Origin of the sequence: Caballeronia sp. SEWSISQ10-4 2 (assembly GCF_030464885.1) — a bacterium.
Taxonomy (GTDB): domain Bacteria; phylum Pseudomonadota; class Gammaproteobacteria; order Burkholderiales; family Burkholderiaceae; genus Caballeronia.
This window is the reverse complement of the sequence record NZ_JALPRJ010000061.1, coordinates 20,506-42,508: the sequence shown is the minus strand read 5'-3', so window position 1 is coordinate 42,508 and position 22,003 is coordinate 20,506. Positions and strand designations below refer to the sequence as shown.

Here is a 22,003-nt window from a genome sequence, read left to right as displayed (position 1 = left end):
GTTCCGCTCGAACTTCATATAAAAAGGCGTGGTCGGGAAGACTGCGACGGCGGAACGCACAGGTTTTAACCCGAATGAAAACGTCAGCGATAATCTCAAAAGGAATCCACGTTCCACTCTTGCTGGCGGCGCTTGCGGCATTTGGCGCGGCATCCAATGTCTCGGCAGCTGAAGTGTGCGGTGACGGTTTATGGGGGGACGCGATGATCGGTTCGTATCACGTTCATCCCAAAAAACACTTCGATCAGTTCAATCCGGGCATTGGCGTTGAATGCTGGGTTGCGCCTCAGTGGGCGCTGACTGGCGGGTATTTTCGGAATTCGCTTTCCGCGCCGTCGTTTTACGGCGGCGGTGTCTGGGCGCCGGAATTCGCGCGTTGGGGTTACGTCCGTCTGGCCGCAATGGGCGGCTTGATATCGGGATACGACTACGGCAAATGGGGCATCGGCCACGATCACAAGGTGGGTCCGGTCCTCGCGCCGGTCATCATGGCGGAGTACGGGCGTGTCGGCGCGAACATCATCCTGATTCCTCCGATTCCCTCCAGCGATCTGCCCTTTACGCTCGGGTTTCAGTTACGAATCCGATTTTGGTGACAATGCCGTCCCTACGCACCTTGAAACCGCTACTTCCTGCTTTGCACGAAAATACGAAGTAACGACTCGACCTGCCTTTGGACGCTGCGATTCGTTTCGACAGGCTTGCCAGCGGTCGTCCCCACCCCCTTTTACATGCTCGATCAAAAATCCGATACGTAGTCCAGATCAAAACTATCTACTTAGTAAAACTGGACAAGCATCCAGGACTGTTGACGCTTTAAGTCTGGCTCCCGTATCAGCTCACCTTGGTGTCGTGAACGTTTCTGAACGTCATGCCCGAAAAATAGCCTTCTACAAGATTCGCTCGTACATTACGAACCTTCATCGGTGAGTGTTTTCGGGAGCCGCAACCCAAACACAGCATCCCACCAAATCGAGCCGACTCAAGACATCTGCTTCGCGCCTTTCGGCGCTCATATCTTTTCGTTCCTTACCAACGGTCTGTCATAAACGGACTGTATTCTCAGCGCCATCGTTTCGGTGCATCGCTCTGCTTGCTGCGCGCCTGGCGTATCCGTTCACTCCGATCCTTCCTGAGAAAGCCATGCGAACGTCGAAACTTCGACTCTGCGCGCTCATAGTCGCGTCGATACTCCCCGGACTGCTGTTGTCTGCCTGCGGCAGTTCGGATAGTCCCAGTCAATCGGCGTGCGGTGGCGCGTCTGTGACAACCAAGATGAGCTGTCCGCCCAGCGCTACACCCGCTTCGTCATCCTGAACGTTTTCGATACCATCGACATAGTTCGTAAAAACGGCGGCTGTACGTCCGCGAGTCGCCGATCATTCCCTGCAGAACACAAAAAAGGTAAGCGCATGGTCACGAAGAGCCGCCGCGATTTTCTGAAAATTTCTGCCAGCCTGGCGGGTGCCGGCGCGGCAGCGTCACTCTTTCCGGAGTCGATCCGCAAGGCACTGGCGATCGAACCGAATTCCGTTACCGGCACGATCAACGATGTGGAGCATATCGTCGTGTTCATGCAGGAAAACCGCTCGTTCGATCATTACCTTGGACATTTGAGTGGTGTGCGAGGTTACAACGACCGCTTCCCCGTGACGCTTCCGAACGGTCTGCCTGTATGGTTCCAGCCGCGTCAGGAAAATCAGGCGCAGACCATCGTTCCGTTCCGCTACGATACGACCAACCCGGCCGTCAACGCGCAATGTATTGGCGGCTTGCCGCACACGTGGGCGACCACGCATGGTGCAATCGACAACGGCCGCGCCGACAAATGGGCGGTTCAGAAGACCGACATGACGATGGGTTATCACGTGCGCGCGGACATTCCGTTTCACTACGCGCTCGCCGACGCGTTTACGGTCTGCGACCACTATTTCTGCTCGATACCCGGCAACACGCATCCGAACCGGATGTACCTGATGACCGGCATGGTCGACCCGACCGGTGCGGGTGGCGGCCCGCTGCTCGACAACACGGACTATGTCGATAACCAGTTCGATACGCTCAAGCTGGCGCCCTTCAACTGGACGACTTATCCCGAGCGGCTGGAGGCGGCCGGCATTTCGTGGCAGGTGTACCAGCAGGGAACGAACTTCGATAACTACACCGGCAACTACGGCACCAACGTGCTGGCGAACTTCCAGAACTACGTGAATGCGCCGGCCGGTTCGTCGCTGAACACGAAGGCGATGACCGCTCGCACGATCACGCAACTCAAGGCGGATGTGGTGGCCAACGCCTTGCCGCAAGTCTCGTGGCTGCTGCCGCCAGCGGCATACTCGGAGCACCCGAAATTTACGCCGCTCTACGGCGCGGAATACATCTCGACGATCCTCGATGCGCTGACCGCCAACCCGAGCGTGTGGAGCAAGACGGCTCTCTTCATCATGTATGACGAGAACGATGGTTTCTTCGATCACATGGTGCCGCCGCAAGCACCTACTTTGCCGGGCTCGGGCTTGAGTACGGCGGACATCACGCTCGAACGCCATACGGTGGTGACCGCGGCGCAGGCCAGCACATACACCGCGGACAACTTGCCTTACGGTCTTGGCCCGCGCGTGCCGATGACGGTTGTCTCGCCATGGAGCAAGGGTGGTTTTGTCTGCTCGCAAGTGTTCGATCACACGTCGGTGATTCAATTCATCGAACAGCGTTTCGGGGTGATCGAGACGAACCTCACGCCGTGGCGTCGTGCGATATGCGGCGATTTGACGTCGGCGTTCGATTTCTCGAAATCCGACGCCACCGTTCCGGCGCTGCCGAGTACGACGGGATACATTGCACAGGCCGACATGCAATGCGCGTTGCCGACCAGCCAGACTGCGCCAGCCGCCACCGCGCCGCAGGTTATCGCGGCGCAGGAGCCGGGCACGCGTCCGGCGCGTCCGTTGCCTTATGAGTTGCATGTGAACGGTGCGCTGCAGGTGCAAAGCCAGACGTACACGCTGAGCTTCGCGAATACCGGTAAGGTGGGCGCAAATTTCTATGTGTACACCGCCGACGCAACGGCGATGCCGAAGCGCTATACCGTCGAGGCAGGCAAGCAGCTTTCCGATACTTGGCCCGTCGACAAGAACGGTCAATACTCGTTGAGCGTGTTTGGTCCAAACGGGTACTTCAGGCGCTTCACGGGTGCGCTCGCAGCCGACGCCGCCACGCCGGCCAAGATACTGACGTGCTACGACGTGGCTAACGGCAACGTCTATCTGACGATCAGCAACCAGGGCACCGCGCCGGCGGACTTCACGGTCACCGATCTTGCCTACGGCCAGCCGCCGCGATCGTTCAGGGTGCCTGCGCTCAAGACCACGGAAGATCACTGGGACCTGTCGTGCAGCAGTAACTGGTACGACCTGCAGGTCACGATGTCGGGCAACTCGGCATTCCAGCGCCGTATCGCGGGTCACGTCGAGACCGGACGTGCGGGCACAAGCGATCCGGCTGCCACAGCGCCGGTGACGAAGCCGGTCTGACGCCTATCGACGATAGATCGCGCCGGCTTCGGCCGGCGCGCATCGAAGCGATTTACAGCGGCGCTTCGCTGGAGTCGATGCTGCCGCTGATCAAACGATAAAACGCACGACCCGCGAGCCGATATAAGCTGCCCAAGGCGAATTCCACGGGCATCTTGCGCGCGATCATATCGTCTACTATGATAGACGATATGACATCAACAATAGACGATACTGGACCCCGCATAGCTCGTCGTATTCGGCTTGAGCGAAGTGCGCGCGGATGGTCGCTAGCGGATTTGGCTGAATCTTCCGGCGTCGCCAAGGCGACGATCAGCAAGATTGAGCGTGAGGAAATGAGTCCGACCGCCGTCACGCTGGTGCGACTGGCTGCCGCCTTCGACCTGACCCTCGCGGGTCTTTTGGTGAGGGCAGAAGGTAACGGGGATCGATTGTCGCGTGCCGTCGATCAGCCGCTCTGGCGCGACCCCAAAACCGGCTATCTCCGCAAGCAGGTATTCAATAGTCCAGATCACCCGGTGGAGATTGTCCAGGTGGATCTGCCAGCCGGACGACACGTGGTGCTGCCGCCATCGTCTTACGCGTTTATCCGCCAGGTTGTGTGGGTGTTGGCGGGCGATCTCGTCATCCTGGAAGGCGGCGAACGACATGTCCTGGGCACCGGTGATTGCCTGGGATTCGGACCGCCGTCGGAAGTGACCCTGGCCAATGAAACCACTACTACCTGTACCTATCTTGTCGTTCTCGCCCGGACTTAGCCGCCATGTCAAAGATTGAAATCAGCGAACTAAACGCTTCGTCGAAGCCCTGCAAGATGCTCAGCGGTCTTTTGATGGAGACAGTTGCTAACGGCGGCTCGGTAAGCTTCATGCATCCGCTGCAGCCTGAAGTAGCAGAAGCGTTCTGGTCCGACGCACTGGCGGCAGCGACCCGCGATGAACGAATTGTTCTGGGTGCCTGGGACGGTGAGACGCTGGTCGGAACGGTCACTCTGTTGCTCGACTGCCCGCCCAACCAGCCGCACCGGGCAGAAATTGCCAAGCTGATGACTTGCCTGAGTCATCGGGGGCGAGGTGTGGCAGCGCTGCTGATGCAGGCCGCCGAGGACCTGGCCGTGAAGCGCGGGCGCACGCTATTGGTCCTGGACACCGCCACCGATGGCGGGGCGTCGACGCTCTACGAACGCCTCGGGTTCACTCTTGCCGGAGAGATTCCGGACTATGCGCTAAAGCCGCATGGAGGACTGACCGGGACAAAAATCTATTGGAAGCGAATTGGCGAGCGCGCCTTAACCGGTCATTGATCCGCTTAGCCATTGAGTCGACTACTCCGAACGTCTTCGCTGCCTGCATCTCGTGTCGTGAAAATCGGCGCATCGTGGCCGCGTGTAGCCACAGTGAAAACTCCTCAGCGATGCTTAGGTGAGAGTATTCGGGAGCGCTGCACATGAACTCGATATAAGCCAGGAAGACGGTCGGCGCAAAGCTGCGTCAAGGTGAGCAAAGGCCGCCAAGTTCAGCCTTGAGCGCCGCCAATTTCGAAGTGAAATTCTGCTATCCCATCGACACCGCCAGCGACTTTATCGCCGGGATTCAACACGCCAACACCCGCCGGCGTGCCGGTAAAAATCAGATCGCCGGGCTTGATGACAACCGCTCGCGAGACGTGGCTGACGATGTCCGCTACCGGCCAGATCATATCGCCGAGATCACCTGTTTGCCGCGTCTCGCCATTGACGGACAACCAGATGGCGCCGCTACCCGGATGACCGATCTCTGTGGCACGACGTATGGATGTCACCGGCGCAGATTCGTCGAAGCCTTTGGCCCAGTCCCACGGACGGCTCATCTTCTTCGCGACCGCTTGCAGGTCGCGCCGCGTAAGATCCACGCCAACGCAGTATCCGAATACGTACGATAGCGCGTCCTGCGGTTCGATCTGCCGTCCCTCTTTTCCGATGGCAATGACCATCTCTATCTCGTGGTGCAGATCCTCGGTCATCATCGGGTACGCGAGTGTTCCCGCCGCGGCCACCACGGCATCGGCGGGCTTTGCAAAGAAGAACGGCGGTTCGCGGTCGGGGTTGGCTCCCATCTCGCGTGCGTGATCGGCGTAATTGCGCCCTACGCAAAAGACCCGGCGTACAGCAAAGGAGGCGCTCGATCCGGCGACGAGCACAGCGACGGTCTGGGGAGTGGGAAAGACGTATTCGGTCATATCGGCGAACTCGAAGGTAGAGGTTGTTTGGCGCGGACTACCGCAACACCCACAAACAATATGCTTCGCGCACTGTCCCGTGCAGGACAAATCCGCCCCACGCCTTGGATTAAATTGCTCTATTTCCGGCCGCGTGACCCAAAGGCCGTGCAACAACCGATAACTCGAATTGCAACGCACGGTACTCGGTAGGCGACGTCCCCACAGCCTGGCGAAAGCGCCTGGTGAAATAAGCCTCGTCGCGAAAGCCGACCACGAACGCGATGTCTTTGACGCGACGTGTATCGTCCGCAAGCAACGCTTTCGCCCGGCTGATTCTTTGATCCGTAACCCATTGCACAAAGGTTCTGCCGGTCTCTTTTTTCATCAGGCGGGCCACATAGCCGGGTGTCAATGCGGCTGCATCGGCCGCCGACCCCAGCGATAGCGTATCGTCTTCGAGATTCTCCAGAACATGGCGCATCACTTTGCTGATGGAGTCGCGGCGGTTGACTGCGCGCTCGTTGAGCGCCGCCAGCCGCAGAAGCGGGTCCGCGTATCTCGCGCAAACCAGTCCGATCAACTGCAGGAGGTAGCCGCGAAGCCGGCTGGTCGCGCCAAACCCGCGTGCACTGTCTATCTCCATCATGAGGTGAACGATACGTTCGACCTCGACGAGATCGGAATCCGTCAGCCTGAAATCCATCTCGTCTTGAAAGCGGAAAGGCGCCAGCTCCGGGAGGCGGATGATGGGAATACTGCCGAGGTCGATCCGGCCATCGACAGCATCGACATCCAGACCGAGGAAGTCCAGCGCAAAGTTGATCACGATGAACCGCGAGTGTTCAGGGTGAGGAATCATGTGCAGACGGTGCGGTGCGATGAATGCAAAGGAACCGGTTGGGAACGCACGCGTTACGTCGCCGATCTGCTGCTTCGTATCGCCCCCCAGATTGATCTGGACCTGGAAATAATCGTGCTTGTGCGGTTCCGTGATGGCCGAGCGCAAGGTCTGGTCGCGAATATAGAAGTCGAGGCGGTCGCTTCGTTCGGGCATTGCGTAGGTGCGGGACGTGCGTTTGGCGAACGCGCTCATTGGCATGAACTCCTTTCCGGGTTCTGCGTGAACAAGCGCCAAGCATACCGCTTCGCTTAACGATCTGCCTTTTGCCAGTTGACCCTATTCCCACTAAGGCCTTCCATCAACACGAGAGCCCAAAAGCCACATGAACAGTAGGGTGGGAAATATGAATGTCCGGCAAGCGGTAACATCATCGTGATGCCTGAAGTTTGGGCGCCGATCCGTCCGGCGTGATCGAAGCCAGGGAAAATGCGGACATCACGCGGGCACCATCTGTTGGGCATATGAATGGCCCACGTCACTGACCTATAAGCGTTCTATGACCTCTGTTCTTCTACTCGAAAATATCCACGACACCGCGATTGCGCGTTTCAGCGAAGCGAAACTGGAGGTCGAGCGTCGCGCGGGTGCGCTCGCCGGCGGGGAATTAACGCGTGCACTTCAAGCACACAAGCTCATCGGGATTCGATCGGCAACGCATCTCCGGCGAGAGGAAATCGATGCCGCGCGTCACCTGCTCGCAATAGGCTGCTTCTGCATTGGAACCTCGCAGGTCGACTTGACCGCGGCTGCGCATGCGGGGATCCCTGTTTTCAACGCGCCGTTTTCGAATACGCGCTCGGTGGCTGAACTGGTGATTGCCGAAGCCATCTTGCTGCTGCGTCGCGTGCCGGAGAAGAGCGTGCTGGCGCATGCCGGGACATGGGCCAAGGGCGCGAGCGGATCGTTCGAAACGCGGGGCAAGACCATTGCGATCGTCGGGTATGGGAACATTGGATCGCAGGTCGGCGTGCTGGCCGAAGCAATGGGAATGCGGGTCGTGTATTACGACGTGCAAGCGCGGTTGTCACTGGGTTCCGCCCGCGCGGCACAATCGCTTGCCGACGCGGTATCGCACGCGGATGTCGTGACGCTCCACGTACCGGCGACACCCCAGACGAACCGCATGATCGACGCAGCGACGCTTGCGTGTTTCAAAGCCGGCGCGATCCTGATCAATGCATCGCGCGGTTCAGTCGTCGATATCGACGCGCTCGCGCAAGCGCTGCAGGACAAGCGGTTGGGCGGGGCTGCCATCGACGTATTCCCGGAGGAGCCGAAGACCAACGCCGACATTTTCAAAAGCGTGCTTCAGCACCTGCCGAATGTAATCCTGACGCCGCATGTGGGCGGTAGCACGGAGGAAGCGCAGGAAAACATCGGGACCGAAGTCGCGACCAAACTCATTTCGTTTTTGACGACAGGCGACACCGTCGGGTCGGTCAATTTTCCCCATGTCAATCCGGGGCCATTGGACGCGCCCGCGCGCCTGCTCAACGTTCACGGCAATGCTCCGGGTGCACTTGCCACGCTCAATACGCGGCTTGCCGGAGAGGGCGCCAACATAGTTGCGCAGCATCTGCAGACGCAGGGCGAGACCGGCTACGTGGTAACGGATCTGGATAAAGCGCCCTCCAGCGAGTTGATACAGGCACTGGGCAAGGAACCCGGTTTTATCCGGACGCGCCTGCTGGTGAAGTAATCCAGCTTCATGCAAGGCGCGTTAGATTGCGCCTCCTCCATCAACAAGTGTCGGGATGCTTAGCTTATTGTGCGCAGTGTGAGACGACCCGAGATCAACACTGTGCCAAAGGCATTTACCCACCCTGACTAAACCGCTCTTCCTGAACCGGAATGCCAAGCCACTGGAAACATTGGCTTGGCAATGAGCCGCATGCAAGCGCGTCGCTCCAGCTAGTCCTCCCTGCCTATCCCACTCCATGCACCATCCCCGGGCGTCGGCCAATATTCTTACCAGAATGGCGGATATAGCATGCGGTCGCGTCCTAGGATAGTAGAGCGTCAGCACTCACACGCGGAAGACGCTGTGAGGCGATCTAGTCCCTGCACGGTGGTGCGTTCCCGATGATTCGAGGAGGACTATGCTCGACGATTCTCTTCCGATCCGAAACGAGATGATGACTCCCCGCCAGCGCTGGACGATCTTGCTCGTCAGCATTGGGGGCGCGCTTGAAACTTTCGACTTTGTCATCTATGGATTTTTTGCGCACGAGATAGGCCGTGAGTTTTTTCCGGCTAACGTCGGCATGTCGGCGGATACGCTGTCGTATGCGGTCCTTGCAATTGGTAATCTCTCAAGACCAATAGGCGGAATCTCCCTCGGCCGTCTCGGCGATAAATACGGGCGGCGATCCGTCTTCACCGTTTCGGCGATGGTTGCATCGGTCTCCACCCTGCTCATTGGAATGCTCCCTTCATACCGTGCGTGGGGCATGACGGCCGCCGTGACTTTGCTTCTGCTGCGCCTTACACAGGGTTTTTGCGTTGGCGGCGAACTGTCCGGCGCGGTCGTCTATGCCGTGGAAATCACGCGTGAGAACCGTGGCGTCTTATGCGGCATGGTGTTTTTCGCCGTCAACATGGCGTTGCTGCTTGCTGCCGGAATTAACCTGACCGTGCAAATGGTGCTCACGCCGGACCAAGTCAGCTCGGTCGGATGGCGCATCGGTTTTCTGCTGGGTGGCGTTATCGGGCTGCTCAGTTTCGTTCTGCGCCGTACCCTGATGGAGACGAACGAGTATGTGCAAACCGTCGGTGCGCGGCATAAGGAGCCGCTCGCCGTGTTGTTTCGCGGGCATCTCAAGCCCCTTGCAACAGGCATTGCGGCAACGGTACTGGTGGGAGCGTCCAATGGCCTGTTCGTCGCGCACATGCCCACTTATCTCCGGCAGCTTGGCTACGACCCTCAGCGGATCGCGATGGCGCAGACCCTGTACGTGATCGTTGTCTCGGCGTGCATCCTGGTCACGGCGCGTATGGGTGACGTGCTGCCACGACGTTATGTCTTTCGATTGGGCGCCGTGTTGTCGGCGCTGTTCGGCCCCGTTTTCTACGTGACAGTCGCCCGTCATCAGGCCAGCCTGCCCGTGTTGTTCGTGTTGTTCGTGATGGCCGGCATGGTTGCTTCGTTCGCCAACGGAACCTTCGCCTGTGCGATTGCGGAGCTCTTTCCGGTCGGCGTGCGTTTCAGCGGCGTGGGCACCGCGATGAATCTCGGTCTGGCTGCATCGATAGGAACGGCTCCCCTGATCGCCAACGTTCTGGTAACCCGAACGCACTGGCCTCCGGCACCCGCGCTGTTCATGATGCTGTGCGCGACGTTCGCATTCATGGCGTCTTTCGGGATGAAAGATACAAGAGGAGCCGTTGGCGCTTTGTAAAGCGCACACAAGAATCGATCTCGCTGGAGGGCACATGAAGACACACGAACCCATCACGATCGGAAACGTAGAGCTCGACATCGAGCGCTACGAACTGCGCCGCGAGGGGCAGCACATTCGTCTTGAACGCTTGCCGATGGAATTGCTGATTTTCATGGTGTCCCGCGGCGGCGAACTCGTGACGCGTGCCGACATTGTCAGGACGCTATGGCGCGGCAACGCTTTCCGGGACACAGACAACAGTATTAATACGGCGATCCGGAAGATCCGGATCGCGCTTGGCGAAAATCCCGACGACCCGAAGTATCTGCTTACTATCAAGGGCAAGGGGTATCGTCTCGATGGCGTGCGAACGTCGTCCGCAGAACCGCTGACCGCCGCGCCAGCCGCCGTTCGCGTACTGGTCCTGCCCTTTGAAAACAAAAGCGGTGATCCGACCCAGGACAGCTTCTGCGATGCGCTCGCAGACGAGACTTCCGCCAACATCGGCATGCTGCATCCGGAGCAGATCTACGTCATCGCGAGGACAACCGCTGCGCGTTACCGGCACTCCAACAAAAGCATTGCGGAGATGGCGCACGAGCTGGCTGTCGACTATGTGCTGGAAGGTTCGATCACGCGGGAGGGCGGGCGGGTTCGCATCCTGGCGCAGTTGATTCGCTGTACCGACCAGGCGCAAATCTGGGGCCGCGCCTATGAGCCGGTGGCACAGGGTGCGCTGGATAGTCAGAAAGAGGTTGGGACTGCGCTGGCCCGTGAAGTGTCGCCGACGCTCGCTGAACAGCAGCAGCATATGCTGGCAAGACGGCTTCCCATCGATCCGGCTGCCCACGATGCGTACCTGCGCGGCCGGTATTACTGGACCCGTCGCGTTCATTTCCACGCGGGATTTGCCGCCCACCATGCGCTGAGCGGCGAGGACTTCACCCGCGCGCTCGGCTACTTCGAGACCGCCATCGAGCGTGATCCGACCTACGCGCTGGGTTACGTCGGCTTGTCGAATATCTATGGATCGACCGCGACACACGGCCTTTTTGCACCGTCGCAAGGTTATCCGAAGGCGCGGGAAACCGCGCTTCGCGCGTTGGAACTGGACCCGGACCTGCCTGAAGCCCATCAGGCACTGGCCGGCGTGCACTATTTCTATGACTGGGACTGGCGCCGGGCAGAGGCGGAATTTCTCGAAGCGCTGCGTCTGAATCCTAATCACGCTGAAACCAGCCGCCTCTACGCGAGACTGTTGCTGGTGCTTGGACGAGAAGCGGAAGGACACGCGCAGTTCGAGCGTGCCGAGCGCTTCGATCCGCTCGGTTTTGAAGGCTCACGAATATTCGGCATGGTGCAATCGGGCCGGTACCAGGATGTCATCAGGGAGTTCCTCGCCGACGGGCGTGGCAATCGGTCGTCGCTGATCTATCAGGTGTTGTCGATCGCGTTCGAAGTGCAGGGCATGCACAAGGAGGCGGTCGAGGCGACCCTCGACGCGCTGACGCGGTGTAACGAATTCGCTCGCGCGGAGATGATCCGGACGGTGTGGGAAGCGGGTGGCTACGACGCGCTCCTGCAGTGGTTCTTGCAGGATTTGCTGGCGCGGCGGCAGAGGGGTTATGTATCGCCGCTGCTGTTTGCGGAGATCTACGCCCGGCTGGGGAGGCAGGACGAGATGTTTCATTGGCTTGACGCGGCGCTTGCCGAACGCTCGTCTCGCCTGTGCGAACTTCGTACGAATGCGTGGTTTGATCGATACCGGTCAACCGGGCGGTTTCGCAATGTCGAAAGGAGGATTGGCTATTGAGGGGGTGGAAGCGTTGGAGAAAGATGAACCGGTCATGGATTCCCGGCACGCCGAGCACCTGGCAAAACTCAGCGTGCCGGCTCGCCCCCGTTGTGCGGATACGAGCACCTGACCACGTCACTGACCGTGATAAAGGTCTTGCAACCGGGCTTTCTCTCCGGATTGCTGCGAACGAAGGAGGTCTTGATAGACCTGTTGCCGGGTAATTCCCTTCGGTGCTCCTGCATCGCTTCTGGACATATCCGTCACGCCGCCGACGTCCTGAGCAGGCTGTGCGGTTTCCATGGTCGCAGCCTGTTCTTGCGCCCATGCGTGTCCAACGACGAGGGTGGCTGCGCATGCCACCACGATTCTAAACGTCTTCATGTCGAGTGCTCCACAAAAGAAGGTCGGACACGGTCAGCAGATCGCTGGCCGAAAAAGGCGATACCGGACGATTCAACGCTTGTGCGGTGCGCAGTCCGGATCGCGTCCGCTCATGTTGCGACGCCGTTTCATGGAACTCCATCGACGCAAGATGAAGAAATCGTTAACGTGCTGCACGTACCGTAAAAGAGTTAGGGACGCTAAAGATACGCGCACCGTCCGTGCAGCCAGGACCTGGCACGATGCCGCCAACGGCGGCTTGAAATCGGCCGGTGGATTGAGCCATGAACCAATGAGCGAGGACGGCGCTACGCGATCCAAGCCGCTTTCTCCGGCCCGATTCGATCGGTTATATTCGTCATGACGTTTAACGTAGCCGCTTGGGAACTGCGTGAGTACAAGAAGATGAAACCGCTTATCCAGTACTGCGCGTGGTGTTTGCTGGCACTGGCACTGGTAGCCAGCCAGTCAGCGCTCGCCGACGACTCCCTCAGCAACCGCGGAAACGATCCGTTTTTCCAGATTTCCAAAGCGATCCCGCAATGTCCAACGCCCTTAGGACCGTTGGAGACGGAACAGGAGTGGCTGGCAGAAGGCCATTACCGCATCGAACGCGGCAATAGCTGCTGGGTGGAGGGGCGGTGTCGTTTGTCCAATGCGTATCGCTACGATGCCGAGATAGCCGAAGCCGTTCAGCGACGCCTCAGCACCATCAATCCCGCCACACATTGGCGCGAACAATCCTCGTTATGGCTGATGCTGCAGCGAAGGTTTATCTATGTGCAAGGCTGTGTATCGCCCGGTTTCGATAAGGATAAGTTCCTGTCCGAGCTGGCAAAAACGGCGGATGTCGATCAAGTCATCGACAACATGACCACCGATCCCAAGGCGAATCCTTTACCGTATAAAGCGCTCGCGGATCCGCTCAAGGCACCATAAAACAAGGAGAAAAACGCAGATGAAGGTCAAACGAATCGTCGCCAACCTTGCAACGCAAGACGTTGCGCGGGCCAAGCGGTTCTATCAGGATGTTCTGGGTCTCGATCTGCTGATGGATCACGGCTGGATCCAGACTTACGGTTCCCAGACAGAAATGAGCGTGCAGATCAGCGTGGCTTCGGAGGGCGGATCCGGCACGCCGGTGCCGGATCTGTCGATTGAGGTCGACGACGTCGATACCGCACTCGAGCGCATGAAGAGCGCGGGTTTCCCGATTGAATACGGACCCGTCGATGAACCCTGGGGCGTCCGGCGTTTCTATGTCCGCGATCCGTTCGGCAAGCTCATCAATGTTCTCGCGCACGCATGAGTGCAGAGCCCGGTGAATCGAACCCTAATACCCCTGCGGCACATTCGCTTTATTCCCCGCCAGCGGCGAACCATAACCGCCGCTTTGCGTGTTATTCGGCAAGCCGTTGACCAGCTGCGCACGCGGATCGGTAGGATTCAGGTTCAACTCGCCCGCTTGCTGATTGCCGTGCGTCGGATACTCGCTGCCGAGCGGTGCATTTGGCATCAATTTCGTACTGTTAGCCGCTGCGTGCATGTCGTCGTTTGGGCTTAAGCCCATGCTCATGGTTTGCGCATACGTCGCATGAGTGGCAAATGACGTGACGAGCACGGCTGCGGACATCGATAAAACGCGTTTCAACTGAACGATGATGGTCATGACTGAACTCCGGAATAGTGAGTCGGGTTTCGTGTCCTTGTCGTTTTATCGCGTCAGGCCGGCACGCGTTGTTGTCTGTCAAAAGCTTGTCAAAAGAACGCGATTGCGCGCTCGCGGAGGCCTCGCGTCACTTCTTCGCTTTCTTAAGCTTAGCCTCGCGTTTAGGCCGTTCATCGATAATTTTTGTCCGGGTTTTGTTCTTCAGCTTTTTCCATTGCTTGCATTCGTCCTTGGTTCGCAAGCAACCGGTGCACAGCCCGGTCTTGCCATCGAATTCGCAAATGTTGATGCAGGGTGACTCCACAGCCATTAGAAATCCGTTGCGCGCGAACGCTTTATTTCGACCCGGGAAATCTCGCACGATGTATGCCCGTGGACCTAAAACATAATCCCGATGGGGACAATAGGCGCGCGCCGTCGTGGGCATGAAAAGCGCAACCCGGGACTGAGCCATACCGGATGCTAAGATTTGGAACACTTCGCTCGTTGCACTGTGCCTGACTTACCGGCTTTTGCTTTCGACCATGCAGAAACCTCTGCTGTTTTCCACGCTGAGCCAGCTCGAATTCGAGCGGGCCGTGCTTGGGCGCGTCGTGGCGGGCATGCCGCTGCAAGAGGTGCTCGAACACGTGATTCATCGGGTCGAAAACCGCTCCGAATTGCCGTTGCGCGCTTCCGTGCTGCTCGTGGATGCCACCGGGAAACGCCTGGTTCACGGCGCTGCGCCGAGTTTGCCCGACGACTACAACCGCATCGTGGACGGTCTCGAATTCGGGCCGCTCATGGGTTCGTGCGGGGCGGCGGCGTTCCGGGGCGAGCCGGTGATTGTCGAAGATATCCAGACGGACCCGGTCTGGGCGGCTTTCCGCGATATCGCCCGGCAATACGACCTGCGCGCCTGCTGGTCCATGCCCATACGCGCCGCGGATGGCCGCCTGCTCGGCACCTTCGCCAACTACTACTCCGTGCCGAAAACGCCGTCGCGCCAGGAACTGGACGACATCGCGCAAGTGGCGAGCGTGACGGCGCTCGCGATAGAACGCCATGCGGGCGACCGGGCGTTGCGGGAAAGCGAAGAGCGTCTGCGGATCGCGCAGCAGGCCGGCGGAATTGGCACCTTCGAGTTGTTTCCTCATAGCGGGCGGATGGCGGTATCGGAGGAACTTTGCTGGCAATGGGGTTTGACGCCGCGCCATGAATACCATCTCGACGATCTGCTGGAACTCGTGCATCCCGAGGACCGTGAACGCGTGCGCGCCGGGCATCTCGACATGCCGGCCGGCGCGCTTGATTACCTCGAATACCGGATTCGCCGCCCCGACAACGGCGAGGAGCGCTGGATGGCGCGGCGGGGCGAAGCGATCCAGGACAATGCCGGCGGCTTGCGTTATCTCGGCGTGACTTACGACATCACGGGGCATAAGCGCTTCGAAGAGCGCTTGCGGGTCAGCGAGTCGCAATTGCGGCGCCTGAACGACTCGCTGGCCGCGGAAGTCGACGCCCGCACCCGCGAGCGCAACAGCATCTGGCGCAATTCGCGCGATCTGTTCATTGTCGCGAGCAGTGCGGGCGTGCTGCGCGCCGTCAATCCGGCATGGACGGATATTCTCGGCTTTCGTGAAGACGAACTGATCGGCAAGTCGTTCGCGGAGATCGTTCATCCCGACGACGTGGAGGCCACTGAAGCCGCGTTGCTATCGGCGGCTCGTTCGGGACTCGTGCGTTTTGAGAACCGCAATCGCCACAAGGACGGCTCTTACCGATGGGTATCGTGGGTCGCCGCGCCCGAAGGCGACACGCTTTACGGCAACGGCCGCGACGTCACCAGCGAAAAGGAAACTCAGCGCGCGCTTCAGCAAACCGAAGAAGCGCTTCGCCAGGCGCAGAAAATGGAAGCGCTTGGGCAACTGACGGGCGGGATTGCGCATGATTTCAACAATCTCCTGCAAGGCATTACAGGGCCGCTCGAACTGATCCGCCGATACACCCAGCTCGGCCGGACGAACGACATCGACCGTTTTATTTCGATGGCCATCGGTGCTGCAAACCGGGCGGCATCGCTCACACACCGGCTGCTGGCGTTCTCGCGGCGGCAGCCGCTCGACCCCAAGCCGGTGAACGCGGACGAGCTGCTGCATTCCATCGACGACCTGCTCAAACGCACGATGGGCGAGGCGATCGAGACGCGCGTGGTGCGCAATCCGCACCTCTGGCTCACGCGCTGCGACGCGAACCAGCTCGAGAACGCGTTGCTGAACTTTGCGATCAACGCGCGCGACGCCATGCCGGAAGGCGGGCGTCTGACGCTTGAAACGGACAATGTGGAGCTCGGCCACGACTTCGCCGCGCGTCATCCCGATGTGACGCCGGGTTCCTACGTGATGGTATCGGTGTCGGATACGGGCGCCGGCATGCCCGCCGACGTCAAGGCGCGCGCCTTCGATCCGTTCTATACGACCAAACCACTGGGCCAGGGAACGGGGCTGGGTTTGTCGATGGCTTACGGGTTCGCCAAGCAGTCGGGCGGGATTGCGACGATCGACAGCGCGCCCGATGTGGGCACGACCATCCGGCTTTATCTGCCGCGCTTTTCCGGCGATCCCGGCAAGCAGGAAATCACGAGCGAACTCAACGAGGCGCATCGCGCGGCCGGGCGGCACGCGATCCTGGTGGTGGAAGACGACGCTTCCGTGCGTGAACTGGTGTGCGAAATCCTGCGCGATCTGGATTACGAAGTGCTCGAAGCCGTCGACGGCCCGTCCGGGCTGGTCATGCTCAATTCGCGCGCACGTATCGATCTGCTGGTGACCGACGTCGGGCTTCCCGGGCTGAACGGCCGGCAGCTCGCGGACGCCGCGCGTGCGACACGGCCCTCGTTGAGAGTGCTGTTCATGACGGGTTATGCGGAAGCGGCGACCCGCGCGAACGGTTTCCTCGACACCGGCATGGAAATGATTACCAAGCCGTTCACGCTGGAATCCATGGCGAGCCGGATTCGTCGAATGGTCACGCCGGGCGTGACGGGGGAATAGGCGCGCGCCGGTGCACCCGTACTCCCGCAAACACTCACCTTTTAGCTCCCGTATACACTCACCTTTTTGCGTGAATGGCATGTCGCTTGCTCGGGACAACGCAACGCTCCTTCGATCCCCGAGACTGCCGGACACCGGCTCGTGGCAAACCAGATCGAAATGTGTGCGCAAACGCTGCGCTGCTGCCAGCAATCCCGTGCCCTTCGCGTGGCCCTTAACGAGAACGATGTCATGACTCCAGATCCCGTGCCCCGCCGGCCGTCCGCCACGGTCTTGCAACCTGAAGCACCGGGTTTGCGGGCGCTGACATCGCTGATTACCGGCGTGGTCGTGATTTGCACGCTGTATTTCGGTCGCGCGGTGTTGATTCCGATCATTCTCGCCGTGTTGCTGAGCTTCCTGGTTGCGCCGTTCGTCGATTTGTTGCGGCGGTTGAAGTTCGGACAAGTGCCGTCGGTGATCGTGGCGGTGCTAACGGCGCTGGCGGTGCTGACGGCCGTCGGCGCGCTGATCGGCGCCCAGGTGGCGCAACTGGCCGGCGATCTGCCGCAGTATCAGGTTGCGGTGGAGCGCAAGATCAATGCCGTGCAGGAGAAGACCATCGGGCGGGCAGATGCGATTCTCGGCAAGACGGCGGCGGCGCTCAAACGCCTTTCGCCGAATCGCCAGGACGAGATTCGCAAGAACGAGGAAAACCCGGCGGCGTCTCCCATCGATTCCCCGATGCCAGTCGAAGTGCACGAACCATCACCGTCGCCGGTGCAGCTGGCGCAGCGGTTTTTATCGCCGGTGATCAGTCCGCTGGAAACCACCGGCATCGTGCTCGTGGTCGCCATCTTCATTTTGTTGCAGCGAGAAGACCTGCGCGACCGCCTGATCCGGCTGTTCGGCTCGCGCGACCTGCACCGCGCAACTACCGCCATGGACGAAGCCGCTCGCCGGCTATCGCGCTATTTCCTCGCGCAGCTCGGCATCAACATGGGCGCGGGCATTGTGATCTCAATCGGGCTGGCGATCATCGGCGTGCCCGGCGCGTTGCTGTTCGGCGTGCTCACCGGCTTGCTGCGGTTCGTGCCGTACGTCGGTACGTGGATCGCGGCATTGCTGGCCGTGGTGTTCGCGGCGGCCGTCGGGCCCGGCTGGTCGATGATGATCTGGACCATGGTCCTGTTCGGCGTGACGGACGTGGTCGCGGGGCAGGTGGTCGAACCGCTGTTGTACGGGCACAGCACGGGGCTTTCGCCGTTCGCGGTGATTGTCGCGGCGATTTTCTGGAGCTGGATCTGGGGACCGATCGGGCTGGTTTTATCGACGCCGCTGACGTTGTGCCTGGTCATTCTTGGGCGGCATGTGGATCGGCTGGAATTCCTCGATGTGCTGTTCGGCGATCGTCCGGCGCTGACGCCCGCGGAGAATTTCTATCAGCGGCTGCTCGCCAACGATCCCGATGAAGCGCTCGTGCAGGCCGAGTCGCTGCTGAAGGAGCGCTCGCTCAGCGCCTATTACGACGAAGTGGCGCTCGAGGGTTTGCGGATCGCGCATAACGACGTGTTGCGCGGCGTGGTGACGGCGGATCAGTTGAGGCGCATCAACGAATCGGCGATGGACATTGTCGAAGGACTTGAGGAAGTGGAAGACGTGGTGATGGCGGTGAGGCAGGAAGAGGAACCACCGGCGAGCCTCGAGATGTCGGATCGCGAAGCCGGCATCGTGCACGAAACGCCGCCATCTCACTTCGATGCCGCTCAGGAGGGCCACACGTCGTCCGTGCTGTGTATCGCAGGGCGTGGTGTGCTCGACGATCTGGCGGCGACTATCGCGGTGCAGTTGTTTCGCAAGCATGGCCTGGGCGCGGATCTGGCGCCGTACGAGCGGTTTTCGCGCACGCGGTTCGACGAAGTGGATCTAACGGGCGTGTCGCTGATCTGCGTGATCTCGTTCGATGCCGCGGAGTCGCCGCCGTATTTGCGCAATCTGCTGCGGCGGTTGCATCAGCGGGCGGCTACGGCGGATCTGATCGTGGGGCTGGTAGTGCCGGACAGCGCGCTGGAAGGCGAGGCGGTGATTCGCAAGACCGCGGCGGCAACGTCGTTCAAGGAATTGGTGGAGGCGTGTGTAGCGGCGGCGCGGGGGCAATCGACCGATGGCGTTTCGTGGGAGGGGTTGAATCCGCCGGATGCTGCTGTGGCCGCAGAGGCGGGAGGCGCGAAGGAAAACGCGCCCGTGGTTCCTGTATTGCGGGGAGCTTGATAGTTTCGTTCACGCCAGGGTTGCGGTTCCTGGCAGAACCCCAACCCATCCACCGGAGCGATAGAAACCCTTCTAGCGATTACCGTCGAAGAGATCGTTCAACATCGTGTCGAATGCGGCTTGCGCTTCTTCCAGCTCCTGCAGCGCAGCATCGAATGTCTGCAATGCCATCTGCGACGGCCGGCCGTCGCCCGCGGGCGGAAAGTGCCCCTGCAACGCCGTAAACGCGGTCTGCACCTGCCGCGTGGCATTGACGATGCGCTCCATTGCCCGCGCTTCTTCTGTTCGATTATGTTCAGCCGTCATCGGAGTCTCCGTTCTACGAACCCCGATAGTACCAACGGTTGCCGGAGCAGGCACGCGCTCCGGCAACGGCAGATTTACTGCGATGTCCATCCGCCATCAATCTGCAATGCCGCGCCGCGCATTTCATCGGCGGCTTCGGAGCACAGGAACACGGCCAGCTTGCCGATCTGTTCCGGCGTAACGAATTGCTCCGACGGTTGTTTCTCTCCCAGCAACTTCGAGCGCGCAGCGTCCGGCGAGAGGTTGTCGCGGGAGGCGAGATCGTCGATCTGCTTTTGCACCAGCGGCGTCAGCACGAAACCCGGGCAGATCGCATTCACCGTCACGCCCGTGCGCGCGTTTTCGAGCGCGGCCACCTTCGTCAAACCGACAATGCCGTGCTTGGCCGCCACATAAGCCGATTTCCCCACCGATCCCACCAGCCCATGCGCCGATGCAACGTTGATCACGCGACCCCAGCCGTTCTCGCGCATCTTCGGCAGCGCTACGCGCATGGTATGAAACGCCGACGTCAGGTTGATCGCGATAATCGCGTCCCACTTCTCGACGGGGAAGGTATCGATGGTCGCAACGTGCTGAATGCCCGCGTTGTTCACGAGCACATCGACCGCGCCGAATTGTTCGATGGCGAAGGCGATCATCGCTTCGATCTCAGCGGACTTCGACATGTCCGCGCCGTGATGCACGGCCTTCACGCCATGCTGTTCGATTTGCGCGATCGCACTTTGGATAACGGCGGCGTCACCGAAGCCGTTCAACACGAGATTCGCGCCTGCTCGCGCGAGTGCGGTCGCGATCCCAAGGCCGATGCCGCTCGTCGATCCGGTGACGAGCGCGGTTTTGCCGGCGAGCGGCGATGCTGCGGATGAGGTCATGTGGCGAGTCCTGTCGGAGAGGAGTGGGGAGGCAAAAGCGGGTGCCGCAAAGTTTGCCAGATGCGAACGGGGCGTGTATCGAGTATCGGCGGCTTTCAGCGAAGCCACCGATACACGCAAGGCGTAAAGCAGACGTAACGCCTTAAACCAGCCCGGTCACGTAATACACCGTGATCACGAAAAACACGGCGAGCGTCTTGATGATCGTCACGGCGAAGATGTCGCGATAAGACTCGCGATGCGTCAATCCGGTCACGGCGAGCAATGTGATCACCGCGCCGTTATGCGGCAGTGTGTCCATGCCGCCGCTGGCCATCGCGACCACACGATGCAGCACGTCCAGCGGAATATGCGCCGCCTCTGCGCCCTTGATGAACGTATCCGACATGGCGGCCAGCGCGATGCTCATGCCGCCCGACGCCGAGCCTGTGATCCCCGCGAGCGAACTCACCGACACAGCCGCGTTCACGAGCGGATTCGGAATGCTCTTGAGCGCATCGCTGACCACGATAAAGCCCGGCAACGCCGCGATCACACCGCCGAAGCCGTACTCGGACGCGGTATTCATCGCGGCGAGCAATGCACCGCCGACCGCCGCTTTCGTGCCCACTGCAAAGCGATCACGCACGCGCCCGAACGCCGTCAACACGACGAGCAGAATACCGAGCAGCAACGCGCCTTCGACGGCCCAGATTGCAATGACTGATTTGATCTGCGTAACGACTGGCGCATGAACGCCGGGCAGCACGTCGGGGGCGACGGCATAACTGGCGCCGTACCAATCCGGAATCAACTTGGTTAGCGCGAAGTTCGCGATACCGACCAGCACCAGCGGCGCGAGGGCGAGCAGAGGATGAGGCAATTGCGCGCTTTCCACGCGATCCGGTTCGTTCACGAGCGACGTCCCGTAGCCTTCGCCGGTTGCCATCGCCGAACGGCGGCGCCATTCCAGAAACGACAGCCCGACCACCACAATAAACAGTGAGCCGATAGTGCCAAGCCAAGGAGCGGCCCAGCCGGTGGTCTTGAAGAACGTCGTGGGGATGATGTTCTGGATCTGCGGCGTACCGGGCAGCGAATCCATGGTGAAGGAGAACGCGCCGAGCGCGATAGCGCCGGGCATCAGCCGCTTCGGGATATTGCTCTGCCGGTACATTTCGGCTGCGAACGGATAGACCGCGAACACGACCACGAACAGCGACACGCCGCCATAGGTAAGCAACGCGCACACCGCGACGATCACCGCATTGACGCGGGTCTTGCCGATGTATCGAATGGCGGCGGCCACGATCGATTCGGAGAATCCCGACAACTCGACCACTTTGCCGAACACCGCGCCTAGCAGGAACACGGGGAAATACAGCTTCACGAAGCCGACCATCTTCTCCATGAAGATGCCGGAAAACACGGGTGCAACAGCGGCGGGTTCGGTCAGCAGGACGGCGGCGAGCGCGGCGAGCGGCGCCGCCAGAATCACGCTATGGCCGCGATACGCAGCAAACATGAGGAACGCCAAAGCGGCGAGGACGACGAGAAAGGACATTGAGTCTCCGTTACTTGTTGTGTCTCCAGGCGTTGAGGGCGCCCGGAATTAGGTGCGCCCAATACGCAGCATTCATGCCAACGGCTGAGAACCGTGACTCAGCAAGGAACTAAGGCTTTAACGAGCCGTGTGCGTC

Annotated in this window: 19 protein-coding genes; 11 read left to right on the top strand and 8 right to left on the bottom strand. The window is 60.2% G+C overall.

Features of this window, described 5'->3' with window-relative positions; all coding sequences use genetic code 11:
- The first annotated feature begins 74 nt into the window (after positions 1–74).
- The 4 genes from M0D69_RS31745 to M0D69_RS31730 all read left to right on the top strand — a co-directional run bounded on the left by M0D69_RS31745 (position 75) and on the right by M0D69_RS31730 (position 4,836).
- Positions 75–596 (top strand): hypothetical protein, encoded by a 522-nt coding sequence (locus M0D69_RS31745; RefSeq protein ID WP_301785801.1) that lies wholly within the window; start codon positions 75–77, stop codon positions 594–596.
- 816 nt (positions 597–1,412) lie between these two features.
- A complete protein-coding gene (locus tag M0D69_RS31740) occupies positions 1,413–3,533 on the top strand; it encodes a phosphocholine-specific phospholipase C (protein WP_301785800.1) in 2,121 nt (706 codons plus the stop codon).
- Between the two features lie 179 nt (positions 3,534–3,712).
- Positions 3,713–4,291, top strand: coding sequence for a helix-turn-helix domain-containing protein (locus M0D69_RS31735; protein WP_367619783.1), 579 nt, complete (start codon positions 3,713–3,715; stop codon positions 4,289–4,291).
- A 5-nt stretch (positions 4,292–4,296) separates the two neighbouring features.
- Positions 4,297–4,836, top strand: a complete 540-nt coding sequence (locus M0D69_RS31730) for a GNAT family N-acetyltransferase (protein WP_301785798.1) — start codon at positions 4,297–4,299, stop codon at positions 4,834–4,836.
- A 212-nt stretch (positions 4,837–5,048) separates the two neighbouring features.
- Here M0D69_RS31730 and M0D69_RS31725 read toward each other — a convergent pair whose 3' ends face one another.
- Together M0D69_RS31725 and M0D69_RS31720 are read right to left on the bottom strand one after the other, a co-directional pair.
- Positions 5,049–5,750, bottom strand: a complete 702-nt coding sequence (locus M0D69_RS31725) for a fumarylacetoacetate hydrolase family protein (protein WP_301785797.1) — start codon at positions 5,748–5,750, stop codon at positions 5,049–5,051.
- A gap of 109 nt (positions 5,751–5,859) precedes the next feature.
- Positions 5,860–6,825 (bottom strand): helix-turn-helix domain-containing protein, encoded by a 966-nt coding sequence (locus M0D69_RS31720; protein WP_301785796.1) that lies wholly within the window; start codon positions 6,823–6,825, stop codon positions 5,860–5,862.
- Positions 6,826–7,081: 256 nt separating this feature from the next.
- Here M0D69_RS31720 and serA point away from each other — a divergent pair, with 256 nt between their 5' ends.
- From serA to M0D69_RS31705, 3 genes are all read left to right on the top strand, one after another.
- Positions 7,082–8,332: a phosphoglycerate dehydrogenase gene (gene serA, locus M0D69_RS31715; protein ID WP_301785811.1), complete on the top strand. Its 1,251-nt coding sequence runs from the start codon at positions 7,082–7,084 to the stop codon at positions 8,330–8,332.
- A 433-nt stretch (positions 8,333–8,765) separates the two neighbouring features.
- The gene (locus tag M0D69_RS31710; protein WP_301785795.1) at positions 8,766–10,031 is read left to right on the top strand and encodes an MFS transporter; all 1,266 of its coding nucleotides are present in this window, start codon (positions 8,766–8,768) and stop codon (positions 10,029–10,031) included.
- 34 nt (positions 10,032–10,065) lie between these two features.
- Positions 10,066–11,826, top strand: coding sequence for a winged helix-turn-helix domain-containing protein (locus M0D69_RS31705; protein ID WP_301785794.1), 1,761 nt, complete (start codon positions 10,066–10,068; stop codon positions 11,824–11,826).
- A gap of 117 nt (positions 11,827–11,943) precedes the next feature.
- Here M0D69_RS31705 and M0D69_RS31700 read toward each other — a convergent pair whose 3' ends face one another.
- A complete protein-coding gene (locus M0D69_RS31700; protein WP_301785793.1) occupies positions 11,944–12,192 on the bottom strand; it encodes a hypothetical protein in 249 nt (82 codons plus the stop codon).
- 360 nt (positions 12,193–12,552) lie between these two features.
- On the opposite strand from M0D69_RS31700, the gene M0D69_RS31695 reads away from it, so the two are divergent.
- Both M0D69_RS31695 and M0D69_RS31690 read left to right on the top strand, forming a co-directional pair.
- A complete protein-coding gene (locus tag M0D69_RS31695) occupies positions 12,553–13,131 on the top strand; it encodes a hypothetical protein (RefSeq protein WP_301785792.1) in 579 nt (192 codons plus the stop codon).
- 19 nt (positions 13,132–13,150) lie between these two features.
- On the top strand, positions 13,151–13,501 hold the full coding sequence (locus M0D69_RS31690; RefSeq protein WP_301785791.1) for a VOC family protein: 351 nt from the start codon (positions 13,151–13,153) through the stop codon (positions 13,499–13,501).
- Between the two features lie 24 nt (positions 13,502–13,525).
- Here M0D69_RS31690 and M0D69_RS31685 read toward each other — a convergent pair whose 3' ends face one another.
- Both M0D69_RS31685 and M0D69_RS31680 read right to left on the bottom strand, forming a co-directional pair.
- Positions 13,526–13,768 (bottom strand): hypothetical protein, encoded by a 243-nt coding sequence (locus M0D69_RS31685; protein ID WP_301785810.1) that lies wholly within the window; start codon positions 13,766–13,768, stop codon positions 13,526–13,528.
- A gap of 220 nt (positions 13,769–13,988) precedes the next feature.
- Entirely contained in the window at positions 13,989–14,171 is a 183-nt protein-coding gene (locus M0D69_RS31680; protein WP_301785809.1) for a DUF1289 domain-containing protein, read from the bottom strand.
- Positions 14,172–14,385: 214 nt separating this feature from the next.
- Here M0D69_RS31680 and M0D69_RS31675 point away from each other — a divergent pair, with 214 nt between their 5' ends.
- Both M0D69_RS31675 and M0D69_RS31670 read left to right on the top strand, forming a co-directional pair.
- Positions 14,386–16,893: a PAS domain-containing protein gene (locus M0D69_RS31675; protein WP_301785790.1), complete on the top strand. Its 2,508-nt coding sequence runs from the start codon at positions 14,386–14,388 to the stop codon at positions 16,891–16,893.
- Between the two features lie 231 nt (positions 16,894–17,124).
- The gene (locus tag M0D69_RS31670) at positions 17,125–19,143 is read left to right on the top strand and encodes an AI-2E family transporter (RefSeq protein WP_301785789.1); all 2,019 of its coding nucleotides are present in this window, start codon (positions 17,125–17,127) and stop codon (positions 19,141–19,143) included.
- Positions 19,144–19,215: 72 nt separating this feature from the next.
- Here M0D69_RS31670 and M0D69_RS31665 read toward each other — a convergent pair whose 3' ends face one another.
- From M0D69_RS31665 to M0D69_RS31655, 3 genes are all read right to left on the bottom strand, one after another.
- A complete protein-coding gene (locus M0D69_RS31665) occupies positions 19,216–19,449 on the bottom strand; it encodes a hypothetical protein (RefSeq protein ID WP_047847342.1) in 234 nt (77 codons plus the stop codon).
- A 74-nt stretch (positions 19,450–19,523) separates the two neighbouring features.
- On the bottom strand, positions 19,524–20,324 hold the full coding sequence (locus M0D69_RS31660; protein ID WP_301785788.1) for a 3-hydroxybutyrate dehydrogenase: 801 nt from the start codon (positions 20,322–20,324) through the stop codon (positions 19,524–19,526).
- Between the two features lie 142 nt (positions 20,325–20,466).
- Positions 20,467–21,867: a GntP family permease gene (locus M0D69_RS31655; RefSeq protein ID WP_301785787.1), complete on the bottom strand. Its 1,401-nt coding sequence runs from the start codon at positions 21,865–21,867 to the stop codon at positions 20,467–20,469.
- Between the last annotated feature and the right edge of the window lie 136 nt (positions 21,868–22,003).

Bases quoted from the DNA above. Each gene is read 5' to 3' on its own strand.
- M0D69_RS31745 (WP_301785801.1), top strand. From the start codon at position 75: ATGAAAACGTCAGCGATAATCTCAAAAGGAATCCACGTTCCACTCTTG.
- M0D69_RS31740 (WP_301785800.1), top strand. From the start codon at position 1,413: ATGGTCACGAAGAGCCGCCGCGATTTTCTGAAAATTTCTGCCAGCCTG.
- M0D69_RS31735 (WP_367619783.1), top strand. From the start codon at position 3,713: ATGATAGACGATATGACATCAACAATAGACGATACTGGACCCCGCATA.
- M0D69_RS31730 (WP_301785798.1), top strand. From the start codon at position 4,297: ATGTCAAAGATTGAAATCAGCGAACTAAACGCTTCGTCGAAGCCCTGC.
- M0D69_RS31725 (WP_301785797.1), bottom strand. From the start codon at position 5,750: ATGACCGAATACGTCTTTCCCACTCCCCAGACCGTCGCTGTGCTCGTC.
- M0D69_RS31720 (WP_301785796.1), bottom strand. From the start codon at position 6,825: ATGAGCGCGTTCGCCAAACGCACGTCCCGCACCTACGCAATGCCCGAA.
- M0D69_RS31710 (WP_301785795.1), top strand. From the start codon at position 8,766: ATGATGACTCCCCGCCAGCGCTGGACGATCTTGCTCGTCAGCATTGGG.
- M0D69_RS31705 (WP_301785794.1), top strand. From the start codon at position 10,066: ATGAAGACACACGAACCCATCACGATCGGAAACGTAGAGCTCGACATC.
- M0D69_RS31700 (WP_301785793.1), bottom strand. From the start codon at position 12,192: ATGAAGACGTTTAGAATCGTGGTGGCATGCGCAGCCACCCTCGTCGTT.
- M0D69_RS31695 (WP_301785792.1), top strand. From the start codon at position 12,553: ATGACGTTTAACGTAGCCGCTTGGGAACTGCGTGAGTACAAGAAGATG.
- M0D69_RS31690 (WP_301785791.1), top strand. From the start codon at position 13,151: ATGAAGGTCAAACGAATCGTCGCCAACCTTGCAACGCAAGACGTTGCG.
- M0D69_RS31685 (WP_301785810.1), bottom strand. From the start codon at position 13,768: ATGAGCATGGGCTTAAGCCCAAACGACGACATGCACGCAGCGGCTAAC.
- M0D69_RS31680 (WP_301785809.1), bottom strand. From the start codon at position 14,171: ATGGCTGTGGAGTCACCCTGCATCAACATTTGCGAATTCGATGGCAAG.
- M0D69_RS31675 (WP_301785790.1), top strand. From the start codon at position 14,386: ATGCAGAAACCTCTGCTGTTTTCCACGCTGAGCCAGCTCGAATTCGAG.
- M0D69_RS31670 (WP_301785789.1), top strand. From the start codon at position 17,125: ATGACTCCAGATCCCGTGCCCCGCCGGCCGTCCGCCACGGTCTTGCAA.
- M0D69_RS31665 (WP_047847342.1), bottom strand. From the start codon at position 19,449: ATGACGGCTGAACATAATCGAACAGAAGAAGCGCGGGCAATGGAGCGC.
- M0D69_RS31660 (WP_301785788.1), bottom strand. From the start codon at position 20,324: ATGACCTCATCCGCAGCATCGCCGCTCGCCGGCAAAACCGCGCTCGTC.
- M0D69_RS31655 (WP_301785787.1), bottom strand. From the start codon at position 21,867: ATGTCCTTTCTCGTCGTCCTCGCCGCTTTGGCGTTCCTCATGTTTGCT.